This window comes from Pectobacterium zantedeschiae, assembly GCF_004137795.1.
Classification (GTDB): Bacteria; Pseudomonadota; Gammaproteobacteria; order Enterobacterales; family Enterobacteriaceae; genus Pectobacterium; species Pectobacterium zantedeschiae.
The window spans coordinates 1,446,085-1,463,103 of record NZ_NWTM01000001.1 but is presented as its reverse complement, the minus strand read 5'-3'; the positions used below and the strand labels follow the sequence as shown (position 1 = coordinate 1,463,103).

General features: G+C 50.7%; 11 protein-coding genes. 8 read left to right on the top strand and 3 right to left on the bottom strand.

All coding sequences use genetic code 11. The features are described from left to right. Positions 1-215 precede the first annotated feature (215 nt). Entirely contained in the window at positions 216-1,616 is a 1,401-nt protein-coding gene (gene asnS / locus CLR69_RS06695; protein ID WP_129711424.1) for an asparagine--tRNA ligase, read from the bottom strand. Between the two features lie 192 nt (positions 1,617-1,808). Then, positions 1,809-3,014, bottom strand: coding sequence for a nicotinate phosphoribosyltransferase (pncB, locus tag CLR69_RS06690; protein ID WP_129711423.1), 1,206 nt, complete (start codon positions 3,012-3,014; stop codon positions 1,809-1,811). A 223-nt stretch (positions 3,015-3,237) separates the two neighbouring features. On the opposite strand from pncB, the gene pepN reads away from it, so the two are divergent. From pepN to CLR69_RS06675, 3 genes are all read left to right on the top strand, one after another. Further along, positions 3,238-5,853, top strand: coding sequence for an aminopeptidase N (pepN, locus tag CLR69_RS06685; RefSeq protein ID WP_129711422.1), 2,616 nt, complete (start codon positions 3,238-3,240; stop codon positions 5,851-5,853). A 203-nt stretch (positions 5,854-6,056) separates the two neighbouring features. After that, a complete protein-coding gene (gene pyrD, locus CLR69_RS06680; protein WP_129704546.1) occupies positions 6,057-7,067 on the top strand; it encodes a quinone-dependent dihydroorotate dehydrogenase in 1,011 nt (336 codons plus the stop codon). A gap of 200 nt (positions 7,068-7,267) precedes the next feature. Then, positions 7,268-7,855, top strand: coding sequence for a cell division protein ZapC (locus CLR69_RS06675; RefSeq protein WP_129704548.1), 588 nt, complete (start codon positions 7,268-7,270; stop codon positions 7,853-7,855). A 246-nt stretch (positions 7,856-8,101) separates the two neighbouring features. Here CLR69_RS06675 and CLR69_RS06670 read toward each other — a convergent pair whose 3' ends face one another. Beyond that, on the bottom strand, positions 8,102-9,205 hold the full coding sequence (locus CLR69_RS06670; RefSeq protein WP_129711421.1) for a YcbX family protein: 1,104 nt from the start codon (positions 9,203-9,205) through the stop codon (positions 8,102-8,104). A gap of 109 nt (positions 9,206-9,314) precedes the next feature. Between CLR69_RS06670 and rlmKL the strand changes: the two genes are divergently transcribed. The 5 genes from rlmKL (at position 9,315) to pqiC (ending at position 16,987) form a co-directional block, all read left to right on the top strand. Further along, on the top strand, positions 9,315-11,432 hold the full coding sequence (gene rlmKL / locus CLR69_RS06665; protein ID WP_129711420.1) for a bifunctional 23S rRNA (guanine(2069)-N(7))-methyltransferase RlmK/23S rRNA (guanine(2445)-N(2))-methyltransferase RlmL: 2,118 nt from the start codon (positions 9,315-9,317) through the stop codon (positions 11,430-11,432). Positions 11,433-11,435: 3 nt separating this feature from the next. Continuing rightward, entirely contained in the window at positions 11,436-13,346 is a 1,911-nt protein-coding gene (locus tag CLR69_RS06660) for an ABC transporter ATP-binding protein (protein WP_129711419.1), read from the top strand. Positions 13,347-13,498: 152 nt separating this feature from the next. Beyond that, entirely contained in the window at positions 13,499-14,794 is a 1,296-nt protein-coding gene (pqiA, locus tag CLR69_RS06655; protein ID WP_277950129.1) for a membrane integrity-associated transporter subunit PqiA, read from the top strand. Then, the gene (gene pqiB, locus CLR69_RS06650; protein WP_395303004.1) at positions 14,754-16,421 is read left to right on the top strand and encodes an intermembrane transport protein PqiB; all 1,668 of its coding nucleotides are present in this window, start codon (positions 14,754-14,756) and stop codon (positions 16,419-16,421) included. Before pqiA ends, pqiB begins: the two co-directional genes overlap by 41 nt. Continuing rightward, entirely contained in the window at positions 16,421-16,987 is a 567-nt protein-coding gene (gene pqiC, locus CLR69_RS06645) for a membrane integrity-associated transporter subunit PqiC (protein WP_129711418.1), read from the top strand. The genes pqiB and pqiC overlap by 1 nt, the downstream gene beginning before the upstream one ends. Positions 16,988-17,019 lie beyond the last annotated feature (32 nt).

The window sequence follows — 17,019 nt, the reverse complement described above, 5'->3', positions numbered from 1 at the left end:
TCTTCCTGTGTCTGAACGCAGTTTTCCATTCGCTCGCTAGTTAATCCACCCTAAAGATGCTACAAACTTCGCAATCGAGTAACAAATGGAAATAATGTGTGTCTAAATGTAAAAATTAGGGAACTTTGTGAGACATAACAAAAATTAAAAAAAAAGAGCCGGGAAACCCGACTCTTCTTTTCTACATATTTGTTTTACTTATATTAAATTTTTATTTAGAAACTGGCGTTCCTTGGTGTGCGTGGGAAAGGAATCACATCGCGCACATTTTGTACTCCGGTAACATAGGCAATTAATCGTTCGAAACCTAAACCGAAACCGGAATGGGGAATGGTGCCGTAACGACGTAAATCACGATACCACCAGTAATCTTCTTTATTCAGCCCCATCTCTTCCAGACGGCTGTCCAGCTGCGTCAGACGCTCCTCACGTTGAGAGCCCCCGATGATTTCACCGATTCCCGGTGCCAGAACATCCATCGCGGCAACGGTTTTGCCGTCGTCGTTCATACGCATATAGAACGCTTTAATATCTTTCGGATAGTTTTTAACGACAACCGGTGCTTTGAAGTGTTGCTCCGCCAGATAGCGCTCATGTTCAGAGGAGAGATCGACGCCCCAGTAAACAGGGTTCTCGAACTGCTGTCCGCAGTTCAGCAGAATGTCGACAGCATCGGTGTAATCTACCTGTGCAAAATCGGAGCTGACAAATTTCTCTAGTCGTGTGATCGCTTCTTTATCAACGCGCTCAGCAAAGAATGCCATATCATCGGCGCGCTCGTTCAGTACGGCTTGGAAAACATATTTCAGCAAATTTTCCGCCAGAGCAGCGACGTCATCCAGAGAAGCGAAAGCAACTTCGGGTTCGATCATCCAAAACTCAGCCAGATGGCGGCTGGTATTGGAGTTTTCGGCGCGGAAAGTTGGGCCAAAGGTATATACGTTGGACAGTGCACAGGCGTAGGTTTCGCCATTCAACTGGCCAGATACGGTCAGGAACGCTTCTTTGCCAAAGAAATCTTGGCTGAAATCCACTTTACCTTGTTCGGTACGTGGCAGGTTTTCCAGATCGAGGGTAGAAACGCGGAACATTTCACCCGCGCCTTCGGTATCAGATGCGGTAATCAGCGGGGTAGACACCCAGAAGTAACCGTTCTCGTGGAAGAAGCGGTGGATCGCCTGCGCCAGCGTATGACGAACACGCGCAACGGCACCGATCAGATTGGTACGCGGGCGCAAATGCGCGACTTCACGCAGGTATTCAATGCTGTGGCGTTTCGCCGCCATGGGATAGGTATCAGGATCGTCAACCCAGCCGACGACGTTGACGTTGGTTGCTTGCAGCTCGAAGCTCTGACCTTCACCCGGAGAGGCGACAACGTTACCGGTGATTTCAACGGAGCAACCCGTAGTCAGACGCAGTACGTCATCCTGGTAATTCGAGAGATTATTATTAACGACAGCCTGTAATGGATTAAAGCAGGAGCCGTCATAAACGGCGATAAAGGAGATACCGGCTTTAGAATCTCTCCGGGTACGTACCCAGCCGCGCACGGTGACTTCGCTGTCAACGGCGACACGGCCTTGCAGTACATCGACTACAGGCACTACGCTCATAAAATTCTCTCTTTAATTAATCGTGTTTAAGAAATATATCGTGTTTAAAACGGTGAGTGGCCCAATCCGAGCCATTCGCTATGTTACTTGCGATGCAACAGGACACAAGCAGAAATCACCGGAATGGCGCGAAGTTTTCGCTCATGTCGGTGAATCTGCTGCAAAGTTGGTCAACCTCTATGGATGAAAGCCTTAGCTGGCCTTTTTCACGCGGGGTAAGTCAAACGCTTTGCGTAACTCACACACGAAGTTCTGATCCTGACAAATGGTTTTACCTGGGCTATCGGAGAGCTTTGCCACCGGCTTGCCATTACATTCCACCAGCTTGATCACGATATTCAGCGGCTTCACGTCGGGAATGTCACACGTCAGACGAGTACCCATGCCAAATACCAGATTCACGCGCTGGTAGAAGTGGCGATACAGCGCCAGCGCTTTATCCAGATTCAGATTGTCGGAGAAGACCAACGTTTTGCTCATCGGATCGATGTTCAAGCGTTGATAATGTGTGATGGCTTTCTCTCCCCAATCGACCGGATCGCCAGAATCGTGACGCAGTCCCTGATAAGCTTCGGCAAACGGTAAATCGAAATCGCGGAGGAAGGCATCCATCGTGATGCAATCAGTCAACGCAATGCCTAAATGTGCGGGATATTCACGTAGCCACATTTGTAGTGCAGCACGCTGGCTGTTTGCTAGCGTCGGACTAATTTGCTGATGTGCCTGAAACCACTCGTGCGCCTGCGTGCCGACAGGCGTGATACCCAAGCGGCGCGCCAGATCGTAATTGCTGGTGCCGATGAGATAAGGGAAATCGGCTTGCAGCGTTGTAACGATGGTTTGCTGGACATCGCGTGAGAAACGACGACGTGTGCCGAAATCCATCAGTTTAAACTGGCTGAGATCTACATCCACGCTACGCTGACGGAAGATTTCCAGTGAGGCTGACAGCTGGGTTAGCGCTTGCTCTGTCGTGACGTTGGGCGAACGATGCCGATGTACGACTTCACTAATTACTGCTAGCAGAGGGACTTCCCACAGAATCACTTCACGCCACGGTCCGGTGATGCGGATATCCAGCTTGCCAGCGTTATTCTTGATTGAAACCTGCTGCGGATTGAAACGAAAGTCCCGCAGCCAGTGGAGATAGTCCTGCTGAAAGAACGGCAAAGAAGAAAGATAGGTGAACTCATCGTCACTCAATGACAAGAAACGCATCAGATCAACCTGATGGGCGATCTCGTCGGCGTAAATGCCTAATAACTCATCACCGCGACAGCGAAACTCAGCCGCAACGTCGACATCATAGTAGTGATGATACACCGCCTGCTGCATGTGCAGCTTGTAGGCATCGGTATCCAGCAATGAGTGCAGAATCGGGGAAGTGTGCAAAGTCATAATGCGTTACAGCATCCTTGTAAGATGCCTATCCACCATCGGGACAATCAGCAATGTCCGGTCAGTATACCTTGATTATCTGTTTATTACATTACGACAACATAGCGAGACGTGCGGGAGTAAACCACGGTACGATGATTATCCTCATTATTTTGTCGTGGTAACATTAAGATAACAGGCTTAGACTTGATCTTTGATGCTTATGACGAGGTGGAAACTTTATATGAATCAACAGCCGCAAATAAAATATCGCCATGACTACCGTGCGCCGGATTACACCATTACCGACATTGCGCTGGATTTCGATCTCCATGCTGAAAAAACTCGCGTAAAAGCCGTTAGTCAGGTGGTGTTACAGGGGGAAACTGGCGCGCCGTTGAAGCTGGATGGTGAAGGACTAACGCTGATTAGCCTGAGCGTTGATGGACAGCCGTGGACACATTACCAGCAGCAGGACGATGGCCTGATTGTGACACAATTGCCCGCGCGTTTTACGCTCAGCATCGAAACGGACATCAATCCTGCCGCCAATAGCGCGCTGGAAGGGCTATACCTCTCTGGAGAAGCACTCTGTACGCAGTGTGAGGCCGAAGGTTTCCGCCACATTACCTATTACCTTGACCGGCCGGATGTGCTGGCAAAATTCACGACGCGTATCACCGCGGATAAAGCTCGCTATCCTTATTTACTCTCTAACGGCAACCGTATTGCACAAGGGGAGCTGGAAGGTGGCCGTCACTGGATTGAATGGCAGGATCCGTTCCCGAAACCTGCTTATCTTTTCGCGCTGGTTGCAGGAGATTTTGATGTCCTTCAAGATCGCTTCACCACACGTTCCGGCCGTGATGTTGCATTAGAGCTGTTTGTTGACCGTGGCAACCTCGATCGCGCTGGCTGGGCGATGACCTCGCTGAAAAACTCGATGAAGTGGGACGAAGAGCGTTTCGGTCTCGAATACGATCTCGACATTTATATGATCGTCGCCGTTGATTTCTTCAACATGGGGGCGATGGAAAACAAAGGGCTGAACGTATTCAACTCTAAATACGTGCTGGCCAAGGCTGAAACTGCGACGGATAAAGACTATCTGAATATTGAAGCGGTGATCGGCCATGAATATTTCCATAACTGGACGGGCAACCGCGTTACTTGCCGCGATTGGTTCCAGCTTAGTCTGAAAGAAGGGCTGACTGTGTTCCGCGATCAGGAGTTCAGCTCCGATCTGGGGTCGCGTCCGGTGAATCGTATTGATAACGTGCGTGTGATGCGCGGTGCGCAGTTTGCTGAAGATGCCAGCCCGATGTCGCATCCGATTCGTCCCGATCAGGTGATTGAGATGAATAACTTCTACACGCTGACGGTCTATGAAAAAGGATCGGAAGTGATCCGCATGATGCACACATTATTAGGCGAAGAAGGCTTCCAGGCTGGTATTCGTCTATATTTTGAGCGTCACGACGGCAGCGCAGCGACTTGTGATGACTTTGTGCTGGCGATGGAAGAGGCTTCCGGTGTTGATCTCACGCAGTTCCGCCGTTGGTACAGTCAGTCGGGCACGCCAGTGCTGACCGTACGTGATGATTACGATCCGCAGACGCAACAGTACCTGCTGAGCGTGAGCCAAATGACGCCAGTTGGTGCCGACAAACAGCAGAAGCTGCCGCTACATATTCCATTAGATATTGAGCTGTACGATCCGCAAGGGCAGGTGATCCCGTTACAAAAAGAGGGGCAACTGCTGGCGTCTATACTCAATGTGACCGAATCCGAACAGACCTTTATTTTCGATCAGGTACCTTGCCGCCCGATTCCTTCTTTATTACGTGAGTTCTCTGCGCCAGTAAAACTTAACTATGCTTGGAGCGATGAACAACTGACGTTCTTGATGCGTCACGCGAGCAATGCGTTCTCACGTTGGGATGCGGCACAGAGTCTGCTGGCCAATTATATTCGCCTGAACGTTTCCCGCTATCAGCAAAAGCAGCCGCTTTCCGTGCCAATGCATGTTATCGATGCCTTCCGTGGCGTGTTGCTGGACGAAAAGCTGGATCCGATGCTGGCTTCTCAGATTTTGACATTGCCTAGCGAAAATGAAATTGCTGAGCTGTTTGATATCATCGATCCTACGGCGATCGCTGCCGTACGTGAAAGTATGACGCACACCATGGCGAAAGAAATGGCCGATGAGTGGCTGGCGGTATATCACGCGAATCACGCGCCACAATATCGTATCGAACATGCGGATATGGGCAAACGCGCGCTGCGTAATATCTGTCTGCATTATCTGGCATTCAGCGATGCGGATCAGGCGAGTAAACTGGTGCGGGAGCAATTCCGTCAGGCGGATAACATGACGGATTCGCTGGCCGCGCTGTCGGCGGCGGTGGATGCTCAACTGCCTGTGCGTGATGAACTACTGGCGCAGTTTGATGACCGCTGGCATCAGGATGGTTTGGTCATGGATAAATGGTTTGTACTGCAAGCCACCAGCCCGGCTGATGATGTGCTGACTCGCGTGCGTGAGCTGCTGCAACACCGTTCATTTAGCTTGAACAATCCTAACCGCCTGCGTTCATTGGTGGGGGCGTTTGCGGCCTCGAACCCGTCGGCTTTCCATGCTGAAGATGGCAGTGGTTATCGCTTCCTGACGGAAATTCTGACCGATCTGAACACCCGGAATCCGCAGGTTGCGGCACGCGTGATCGAACCGCTGATCCGCTTAAAACGTTATGATGCTAAACGTCAGGCGCAAATGCGTCAGGCTCTGGAGCAACTGAAGACGTTGGAAAATCTGTCTGGCGATCTGTTCGAAAAGATCAGCAAGGCACTGCAAGACTAATCCTGCTACACTAATCCATCTGTCACACGCGGTAGCCTGCCGCGTGTGACATTTTCCTTCAGGCCAATTTCTTACTTCCGCAAACGTTTTACTTTCCGCAAAGATGGCACTACCATCACCGACCGTGAGTTAAACCGTAATCCACTATTGCTTACTTCCAGCGTAGGCAAGATACCTTTGCGATAGGGATCTCAGGAGACAATATGTTCTATCCCGTTATCAAAAAAGCCCTGTTTCAGCTCGATCCAGAGCGTGCGCATGAGCTGACCTTCCAACAATTACGCCGTATTACCAACACGCCTTTTGAATTTCTCGTCCGTCAATCTGTTCCGACTAAACCTGTTACCTGCATGGGATTATCTTTTAAAAACCCGCTTGGTCTGGCTGCGGGATTAGATAAAGACGGCGAATGTATCGATGCATTAGGCGCAATGGGGTTTGGTTTTATTGAAGTGGGAACGGTAACGCCGCGTCCACAATCCGGTAATGACAAACCGAGATTATTCCGCGTAGTGGAAGCGGAAGGTCTGATCAATCGGATGGGCTTCAATAATAAAGGTGTGGACTATCTGGTCGAGAATGTAAAGAAAACCCGTTTTGGCGGCGTATTAGGGATCAACATTGGCAAGAATAAAGATACGCCAGTTGAGCAAGGTAAAGACGATTATTTGATCTGTATGGATAAGGTTTATCCTCACGCGGGTTATATCGCTATCAACATTTCGTCACCCAATACGCCGGGATTACGCAGCCTGCAATATGGTGAAGCGCTGGACGATCTTTTGTTAGCGATAAAGAATAAGCAGACAGAATTAAAAGAGAAGCATCAGAAATATGTTCCTGTGGCAGTGAAGATCGCGCCGGATCTTTCTGAAGAGGAATTGATCCAAATTGCCGATAGCCTGGTTCGTCATAACATCGATGGTGTGATTGCCACGAACACAACTCTCGATAGAAAATTGATTCAGGGATTAAATCACTGTGGGCAAACGGGGGGATTAAGTGGGCGTCCTTTGCAGACGCACAGCACGGAAATTATCCGTCGTTTGTCACAGGAATTAGCGGGGCGTTTACCTATTATTGGCGTTGGTGGAATTGATTCTTTGGTTGCCGCGCGTGAAAAAATGGATGCTGGTGCGTCGCTGGTACAGATATATTCAGGCTTTATTTTCCACGGTCCTCGTCTGATTAAAGATATCGTTACACATATTTAATCCGAAATTCCTTTCATTTCTAGCTGGGGGTTTATTTATCCCCCCAGCTAGTCTATATTTTATCCGTTTGCGTTAATAATCTATCAACTGATGTCTGATGTTCTTACCGGATGTTCATTACGATGAATGATTATTGTGATGTAAGAAAACACAATCAGCCATTTCTGATATTTCTACTGTGAAGGCGAAGGGTAAATAATATGAAGTTAAAACCTGACGATAACTGGCGCTGGTATTTTGATACTGAACACGATCGCCTGATGTTGGATTTGGCTAACGGCATGTTATTCCGTTCTCGTTTTCCGTCTAAAATGTTAACGCCGGATGCATTTAATGAATGTGCATTTTGCGTTGACGATGCCGCGTTATTTTTTACTTATAATGACAAATGTCAGAAAGCGGCATTGCATCGTGACCTTCAAGGCGAGCTGGTTTTGAATGCACTCGTAGCAACCCGATTCCTGAAACCGTTAATGCCGAAAAGCTGGCATTTCATCCAACAGCCGGATGCTGTGTCCTATTCACCGCAGGCGGGTGACGTTGTGCAAGTACAGCTCACTGAAACCCATGAAACGGCATGCTTTTTGGTAGCGGAAGCGGGAGATAAAGCCTGCCTCTGTCTGCTGGCGCAAGAGCAGCTGTCATTAAGTGGGAAAACCATGGTGCTGGGTGATGCCATAAAAATCATGCACGACAGATTAATTCTGGCCGTTGTTCAGAATAGGTCGGAGTGGGAAACCACGCTGGGTGAAGGCACGTCAGCATTTGAGTATGCCAAAGTCGTCTAATCCCCGTCATACTTCAAGCTGCATGTGTGTTGGCTGCGTTCAAATACTCGGCCCGTCGTGGGCCTCGCTCTGAAGAGCCGCTGCAGGCAGCGTTCAAATCTGCTCCCGGCAGATTTGTCACCCGAATCACTTACTTGTGTAAGCTCATCGGGACTCCTTCTCTTGCCGCCTTTTTGCAACTCGAATTATTTAGGGTATCGATTCGTCATACTCCAAGCTGCATGTTCGTTGTTGTACTTCATCGAATTATTGCAGATGAATGTCGCTCTGTGGAATACAGCTACAGCTGAGAATCTCGCCGTTTGCTCTGATGGCGCTTTGCTTCAGTGCAGAAACCTCCCCGCTGACTAACGTCAATTTACAGCAACCGCACAGTCCGGCCCGACAAGAGTAGGGGACTCGAATGCCCTGTTGCTCCAACTGCTCCAGTAAAATTTGCTGATTATTCCCTTGTAACGATTTTCCCTGGTAGTGGATGGTGATGGCCTGTTCGCTTTTTTCAGGAACGACAAGACTTTCGACGACCTGACCAGAACCATAAGGACGCGGTGGTTTGGTCGCCAAAACTTCCAGCGTGTCTCCCACGCGAATAATGCCTGTATTTCTGGCGACCAGATTTTGCCCAAAATCAACGTCGCCGTTGTCGGCAGTGCGGAAAGATTGCAGCGTTGCCAGCGGTTCTGCTGATGGGTGCTTACGGCCACGCTCGATGCTGACGGTGGTGAAAATACAGCGACTACAGGGTTTGACGACGTCAAAAATAATTTCGCCAATCCGAATGGTTTTCCAGCTATCTTCGGCAAAGGCTTCCGCGCCTGTCACCACCAGATTGGGGCGAAATTGTTCAATTTTAATTCCAGCGGAGCAGCGCTGGCGCAGCGCCTGAAATGAGGCGTCATTAATTAACAGAAACGGATAGCCGTCGGCAAACGCCAGAGGAACGTCTGGATAATGCTTAACCCGCCGCGACGGTTCATTACCGACCCAACGGAGCTGCACCGCGCGCTGAAAATAATGGCTTAGCCACGTGTTGATGGTATCGGGTGCGACGAGTGCGGTGAAATGCGTACCCCAGACTTCTGTCGGCTGAGGAGCTTCGATGAAGTCGGCAAAACGAATGGTGGCAGTTTGACCATCTGGTGCGGCAACAAATAGCCCATCCGGGAGTAATGCGGGAGTAAATAACACCATTTGTGGATATTGGCGGGCAGTAATAAATGTGCCATCAGGTTCGGTGATCATGAAAGCACGATCGTTCGCCAAACCGCTGACAGACGCCATCGCGTGGGACAGCTGTAGCCCCCGCATCGATTTTACTGGGTGTATATAAAGCCGCGTTACGCCGATCACTGACTTGTTCCTTGCCGAAGTAAAGCGGCAACTTTATGACAAGCGTCTCGGATTAGCTATAATGCGCCCCAATTTCTTTTTTTTTACATATTTTGGTGATAGTGACGACATGAATGCTTTGTTTGCCAGCACGGCGCGGGGACTGGAAGAGTTATTAAAAAGCGAACTCGAATCATTGGGTGCGCAGTCCTGTGCGGTTGTGCAGGGCGGTGTCCATTTTGAGGGTGACAACCGCCTGCTGTACCAGAGCCTGCTGTGGAGCCGTCTGGCGTCGCGCATCCTGCTGCCGCTGAATGAATTCAAGGTACACAGCGATCTGGATCTGTACCTGGGCGTGCAGGCGATTGACTGGTCAACGATCTTTAGCATCGATAAAACCTTTGCTGTGCATTTTACCGGTACCAATGAAGATATCCGCAACAGCCAGTATGGTGCGTTAAAAGTAAAAGATGCGATTGTGGATAGTTTCACGCGCAAAACGGGACAGCGACCGGACGTGGCAAAACAACAGCCGGATATTCGCGTTAACGTCTTTTTACAGCGTGATACAGCCAGCGTTTCGCTGGATTTAAGCGGCGAAGGCTTACATCAGCGTGGTTATCGTGATTTGGCGGGGTTGGCACCGTTAAAAGAGAATCTGGCGGCGGCGATTGTTTTACGCTCTGGCTGGCAAAACGGTACGCCGATGATCGATCCGATGTGCGGTTCCGGTACGTTACTGATCGAAGCGGCAATGATCGCATCCGACCGCGCGCCTGGTTTGCATCGTACGCACTGGGGATTTAACGCCTGGTTAAAACATGATGCTGAACTGTGGCATGAACTGACCAGCGAAGCACAACAGCGTGCTCGCCAAGGTCTACAGGCGACTACGTCACGCTTCTTCGGGTCGGATAATGACCGTCGAGTGATTGAGATCGCTAAAGCCAATGCGCGTCGGGCAGGCGTTGCTGAACTGATTTCTTTCGGCGTAAAAGATGCCGCACAGTTACAGAATCCGTTGCCGGAAGGCCCTAAGGGCACAGTCATTAGCAACCCGCCTTACGGTGAGCGTCTGGAGAGTGAGCCTGCGCTGATTGCCTTGCATAATATGCTGGGTCGTAAAATGAAAAGTGATTTTGGCGGCTGGCAGCTATCGCTTTTCAGTGCGTCGCCAGAGCTGCTGAGCTGCCTGCAACTTCGTGCTGAACGTCAATTCAAGGCGAAAAATGGCCCACTGGACTGCGTGCAGAAGAATTATCAACTAGCAGACACACAGAGTGAATCTGCGGGGCAAATCGCGGAAGATTTTGCTAACCGCCTGCGTAAGAACCTACGCAAGTTGGAGAAATGGGCGAAGCAGCAGGGGATTGAGTGCTATCGTATCTACGATGCCGATCTGCCGGAATATAATGTCGCTGTTGATCGCTATGGCAGTTGGGTCGTTGTTCAAGAGTATGCACCGCCGAAAACCATCGATGCTCAAAAAGCCCGTCAGCGACTGTTTGATGTGATTAACGCCACGCTGAGCGTGCTGGAGTTACCGTCAAACCGCCTGGTACTGAAAACGCGCGAGCGTCAGAAAGGCAAAAACCAGTATGAAAAACTGGCGCAGAAAGGCGACTTCCTTCTGATGGAAGAATTTGGTGCCAAACTGTGGGTTAACCTGACCGACTACCTCGATACTGGATTGTTCCTCGACCACCGTATCGCCCGTAAAATGCTGGGTGAGATGAGCCGTGGTAAAGATTTCCTTAACCTGTTTGCCTACACGGGCACGGCGAGTGTTCACGCTGGACTGGGCGGCGCACGTTCAACGACCACCGTCGACATGTCGCGCACCTATCTGGAGTGGGCGGAGAAGAACCTGCGGGTGAACGGCCTGACTGGGCGTCAGCATCGTCTGATCCAAGCGGATTGTCTCTCGTGGTTACATAACGGTCACGAGCAGTTTGATGTGATCTTCATTGACCCGCCGACCTTCTCTAACTCAAAACGTATGGAAGAGTCGTTTGATGTCCAGCGCGACCATCTTGCGTTGATGAAAGATCTCAAACGCCTGTTGCGCCGTGGTGGCACCATCATGTTTTCGAATAATAAACGCGGCTTCCAGATGGATGTTGCTGGTCTGACCGCGCTGGGGCTGAACGCCAAAGAAATTACTGCGCAGACCCAATCACAAGATTTTGCTCGTAATCGTCAGATTCATAACTGCTGGCTGCTAACGCATGCCGGTGAGGAAAAGTAACCGATGTCTTTAATTAGTGTTTCAGGTGCATGGCTGTCGTTTAGCGATGCACCGCTGTTGGATAACACCGAACTCCATATCGAAGAGAATGAACGCGTTTGTCTGGTTGGGCGCAACGGCGCGGGTAAATCGACCCTGCTGAAAATTCTGGCTAAAGAAATCCCTCTGGATGATGGCCGCATCATCTATGAACAGGATCTGATTGTTGCGCGTCTGCAACAGGATCCCCCGCGTGATGTGGCTGGCAGCGTCTTTGATTTTGTTGCTGAAGGCGTGGCCGCGCAGGCGGGGTACCTGAAGGATTACCATGCCATGCTGCGTCTGGTAGAGAGCGATCCGAGTGAAAAGAACCTGAACCAGTTAGCTAAGCTACAGGATGTTCTGGAGCATCAGGGACTCTGGCAACTGGAGAGCCGCATTCACGAAGTGCTGGAACAGCTTGACCTGTCCGCCGATGCGCCGCTGGCTTCGCTCTCCGGCGGTTGGTTGCGTAAAGCCGCACTTGGCAGAGCGCTGGTGAGTTCACCACGCGTGCTGTTGCTGGATGAGCCAACTAACCATCTGGATATCGAGACGATTGACTGGCTTGAAACCTTCTTGAAAACATTCCAGGGCAGTATTGTCTTTATCTCCCATGACCGTTCATTTATTCGCAATATGGCGACCCGTATTGTCGATCTTGACCGTGGCAAACTGGTTTCCTGGCCGGGTAATTACGAAAAATATCTGGAAGGGAAAGAAGAAGCGCTGCGGGTTGAAGATCTGCAAAATGCAGAGTTTGATCGTAAACTGGCGCAGGAAGAAGTGTGGATCCGTCAGGGCATCAAGGCTCGTCGCACCCGTAATGAAGGGCGCGTGCGGGCATTGAAGGCCATGCGTCAGGATCGTGCGCAGCGTCGTGAAGTGATGGGCTCGGCGAAAATGCAGGTTGAAGAAGCTGCTCGTTCCGGCAAGATTGTTTTTGAGTTGGAAGACGTAAGCTATCAGATTGACAATAAGATACTGACGCGCAATTTCTCCGCTCAGGTACAGCGTGGGGACAAGATTGCGCTGGTGGGGCCGAATGGCTGTGGTAAAACCACGCTGCTAAAATTGATGTTGGGTGGATTGGAACCTGTCAGCGGACGTGTGCACTGTGGCACGAAGCTGGAAGTTGCCTATTTCGATCAGCACCGTGCTGAACTCGATCCAGAACGCACGGTGATGGACAACCTGGCGGAAGGCAAGCAGGAAGTCATGGTCAACGGTCGCTCACGTCATGTGTTGGGCTACTTACAGGACTTCCTATTCCATCCGAAACGTGCGATGACGCCAGTAAAAGCGCTATCAGGCGGGGAACGTAACCGTCTGCTGTTGGCACGCCTGTTCCTTAAGCCTAGCAACCTGCTGATTCTTGATGAACCAACCAACGATCTGGACGTGGAAACGCTGGAACTGCTGGAAGAATTAATCGAAAGCTATCAGGGAACGGTTCTGCTGGTCAGCCACGATCGTCAATTCGTCGATAACTCTGTCACCGAATGCTGGATCTTTGAAGGTGATGGCAAGATTTCCCGCTTCGTCGGTGGATATTTCGATGCGCAACAGCAGCGTGCCACGACAACACCACTGCGAACGACGGCTGCTCCTGCGGTAACTGTTCCGGTGACGAGCGCGAACACAGCACCGTCCGCTAAACGGAATGTCGTGAAATTAAGTTATAACCAGCAGCGCGAATTAGAGCAGCTACCGTTGCGTATTGAGCAGTTGGAACAGGAGATTGAGTCGTTGCAAGCGCAGATGAATGACGCCAATTTCTTTAGCCGCCCACATGACGAAACGCAGCAGGTATTGACCGCGTTGGCGGAGGCGGAAAGCGCACTGGAAAGCTGCTTTGCCCGCTGGGAAGAGCTGGAAGCACAGAAAAACGGCTAGCCTGCGTTGTTTGTGCTATGTCATCAATACGGGAGGCGACTCCCGTATTGATAGAAGATATTTTCGGTCAGAAGCTGACGCGTTTTGAAGGAGAGAACCGGGTGTGTTCCCATCACGATCGGCATGACTGTAATCTTCAACGTGAGCATGGCATTCACTATGAACATGGCCTTGAACACAAGCATCATCACCATGATGACTATATGCTTTGCCCGCAGTGTGACCTGCTGGTAGAACTACCCGTCTTGCTACATGGACAGAAGGCGACCTGTCCACGCTGTAAAACGGCGCTAACCAGCCGCCAGACTGAGCCGCGTAAACGGCCGGTTGGCTATGCGGCGAGTGCGTTATTCATGCTATTGCTGGCAAACCTTTTTCCCTTCGTTTCCATGCGAGTGGCGGGAATCACCAGCGAAATTACCCTGATGCAGATTCCTAAAGTGATGGTGGCGGAAAATTACGCCAGCGTCGCGACGCTGTTTATGCTTTTTGTCCAACTGGTTCCGGCTTTCAGTATGGCGACCCTTATTTTGCTTTGTCTGCATGCTTCGCTGCCATTGGCATTGAAAAAAGGCATGGGAAAGATGCTGTTTCATCTTAAAAGCTGGGGAATGGCCGAAATTTTTCTGGCTGGCGTGTTGGTCAGCTTTGTCAAACTCATGGCCTATGGTGACATTGGTATTGGCACCAGCTTTATGCCGTTTGTCCTGTTCTGCCTGTTACAACTGCTCGCTTTTCAAAGCCTCGATCGCCGCTGGCTGTGGAATGACATTGTCGCGCCTCCAGCACTGCCTGCTCCCCCGATTTTGGGGGAAAGTGGGCTATCGCAAGGGCTACGTTCCTGCTCATGTTGCACCGCTATTCTGCCAGCCAACCAGTTAATATGCCCACGCTGCCACTCACGCGGACACGCTCGTAAGAAACACAGCCTGCAATGGACGCTGGCGCTGCTGATCACTTCTGTGATGCTGTATGTCCCCTCGAATCTGATGCCGATTATGGTGACCGAAGCCTTCGGTGATCGTATGGGATCGACGATCATGTCGGGTGTCATCCTGCTGTGGGGAATGGGCTCTTATCCTGTCGCTATGGTAATTTTTGTTGCCAGCGTGATGGTGCCGACGTTAAAAATGCTGGCGCTAGGCTGGCTGTGCTGGCAGGCCAATGGCAAAACCAAAAAAACGAAAGACAGCGAGCGGATGCATGTCATCTATGAGATGGTTGAGTTTGTTGGGCGCTGGTCAATGATTGACGTATTCGTGATTGCCGTATTGTCTGCAATGGTGCGCATTGGTCGTCTGATGAGTATTTATCCCGCTGTTGGAGCGGTACTATTCGCGGCCGTGGTGATTCTGACCATGTTTGCCGCAATGATGTTTGATCCCCGTTTGTTATGGGATCGTCGAGATGATGTTCTTCATAAGGAGTCTTCCGTTGGCGAAAGATAATCATGCCGTTGCGGATGTAGAAACGATTAAACGCTGGTCGCCGATCTGGATTGTGCCGATTGTCACGGTGCTGATCGGGGCCTGGATACTGTTTTATCATTTTAGCCATCAGGGGCCACAAATTACGCTGATTACCAGCAACGCTGAAGGCATTGAAGCGGGTAAAACCGCAATCAAAAGCCGCAGCGTCGATGTTGGGGTGGTCGAAAGCGTTGTGCTGAGTGACGATCTTCATCAGGTGGAAATCAAAGCGCGTCTGCATGATGGTATGGATAAACTGCTAAAACAAGATTCCGCTTTCTGGGTAGTGAAGCCGCAGATTGGGCGAGAAGGCGTTTCCGGTCTGGGGACGCTATTATCCGGTGCCTATATTGAGCTACAACCCGGAGCTCATAAGGATGAGAAGCGCGAGTTTACCTTGCTGGATGCGCCGCCGCTGGCCTCGCCGGATGCGAAAGGCATCAGGGTGATACTCGACAGCGACCAATCCGGGCAGTTGAATGCGGGTGATCCCGTCCTGTTCCGTGGCTATCGCGTGGGGTCGGTGGAAACCAGCGAATTCGATCCGAAAGCGCGCAAGATGCGCTATCAGCTGTTTATCGCGGCGCCGTATGACGGTTTGGTCACCAGCAATGTCCGTTTCTGGAAAGACAGCGGCGTCGCGTTCGATATGTCGGCACAAGGCATGCGTGTCGAAATGGGCTCGCTGACCACGTTGTTTAGCGGTGGTGTCAGTTTTGATGTCCCGGCTGGATGGGAACTAGGGGATGCGGCCAAGGCAATGGCGCAGTATCGGCTCTTTGATAGCCAGCGCAGTATTCAGGATTCGCTGTACACCGAATATAAAGAGTATCTGCTGTTCTTCAGCGAATCGATCCGTGGTTTACAGGCGGGAGCTCCGGTTGAATTCCGCGGTATTCGACTGGGTACGGTTGCTGAAGCGCCATTTTTCCCAAAAAATATGCAGCAGGAACTGGATGATGATTATCGCATTCCGGTGCTGATTCGTATTGAACCCGATCGGTTCGAGAAGAAGATTGGCGGCTCGTTCGACTTTGAACAGCACCTGAAGCAGGCTCAATCGCTGGGGCTACGTGCTTCGATGAAGTCGGCTAACCTCCTAACAGGAGCGCTCTATATCGATTTCGATTTTTATCCAAAAGAGAAAGTAGATAAAAAGCTATTGGTGCTGGATGGCTACCCGATTCTGCCTACCATTGACGGTGGTCTGTCACAGATTCAGCAGAAGCTGATGGCGGTGCTGGATAAAGTGAATAACCTGCCGTTGAACCCGATGGTTAATGAAGCAACGAAGACACTGACGGAAAGTCAGGCAACGCTGCGTGAAATGCAAAAAACGCTGGCGACGTTGAACAAATTGACGTCCAGCAAAGCGATGCAGGATCTGCCGGAAGATATGCAAAAAACGTTGCTTGAGCTGAATCGGAGCATGAAAGGCTTCCAACCCGGCTCACCAGCATATAATAAGATGGTGGCGGACATGCAGCGGTTGGATCAGGTCTTGCGGGAACTACAGCCTGTGCTGCGTACCCTGAACGAGAAAAGCAATGCGTTAGTGTTTGAGGCCTCTGGTAGTCAAGATCCTCAGCCGAAGAGGGCAAAATAATGATGAAAGTATGGACGTTAGCTCTGGTGCTGGTATTGAGCGCCTGTAGCAGTAGCAATACGCAGAAAACGTACTATCAGCTACCGACAATAGCGGATACCAGCACGCCGCAGACCGCTGTAACTCAAGGGCGTCCGCTATGGGTTGAGCATGTCAGCGTAGCGGATTATCTCGTCAACACGGGACTGGTCTATCAGACCAACGATGTGCAGTACGTGATTGCCAGTAATAACCTGTGGGCCAGCCCGTTGGATCAGCAATTGCAGCAAGCGCTGGTGGCTAATCTGGGGCATAAGCTGCCCGGTTGGATTGTGACCACGCAGCCACAGGGAAGCGAACAGGCTGTGCTGAACGTTTCTGTCACTGGTTTTCACGGCCGTTATGATGGCAATGTCGTCGTCCGTGGAGAGTGGATGCTGACCTATCAGGAAAAAGTGCTTAAACGCCCCTTCAGCGTGTTGTTGCCACAAACGGAAGATGGCTATGACGCGTTAGTAAGAACGTTGGCGCAAGGCTGGCAGCAGGTTTCTCAGTCGATTGCTCAGCAGGCTGGTACGCTTAACTAAGTGTTACTGGTGGTTGGCATTATCTGCTCGTT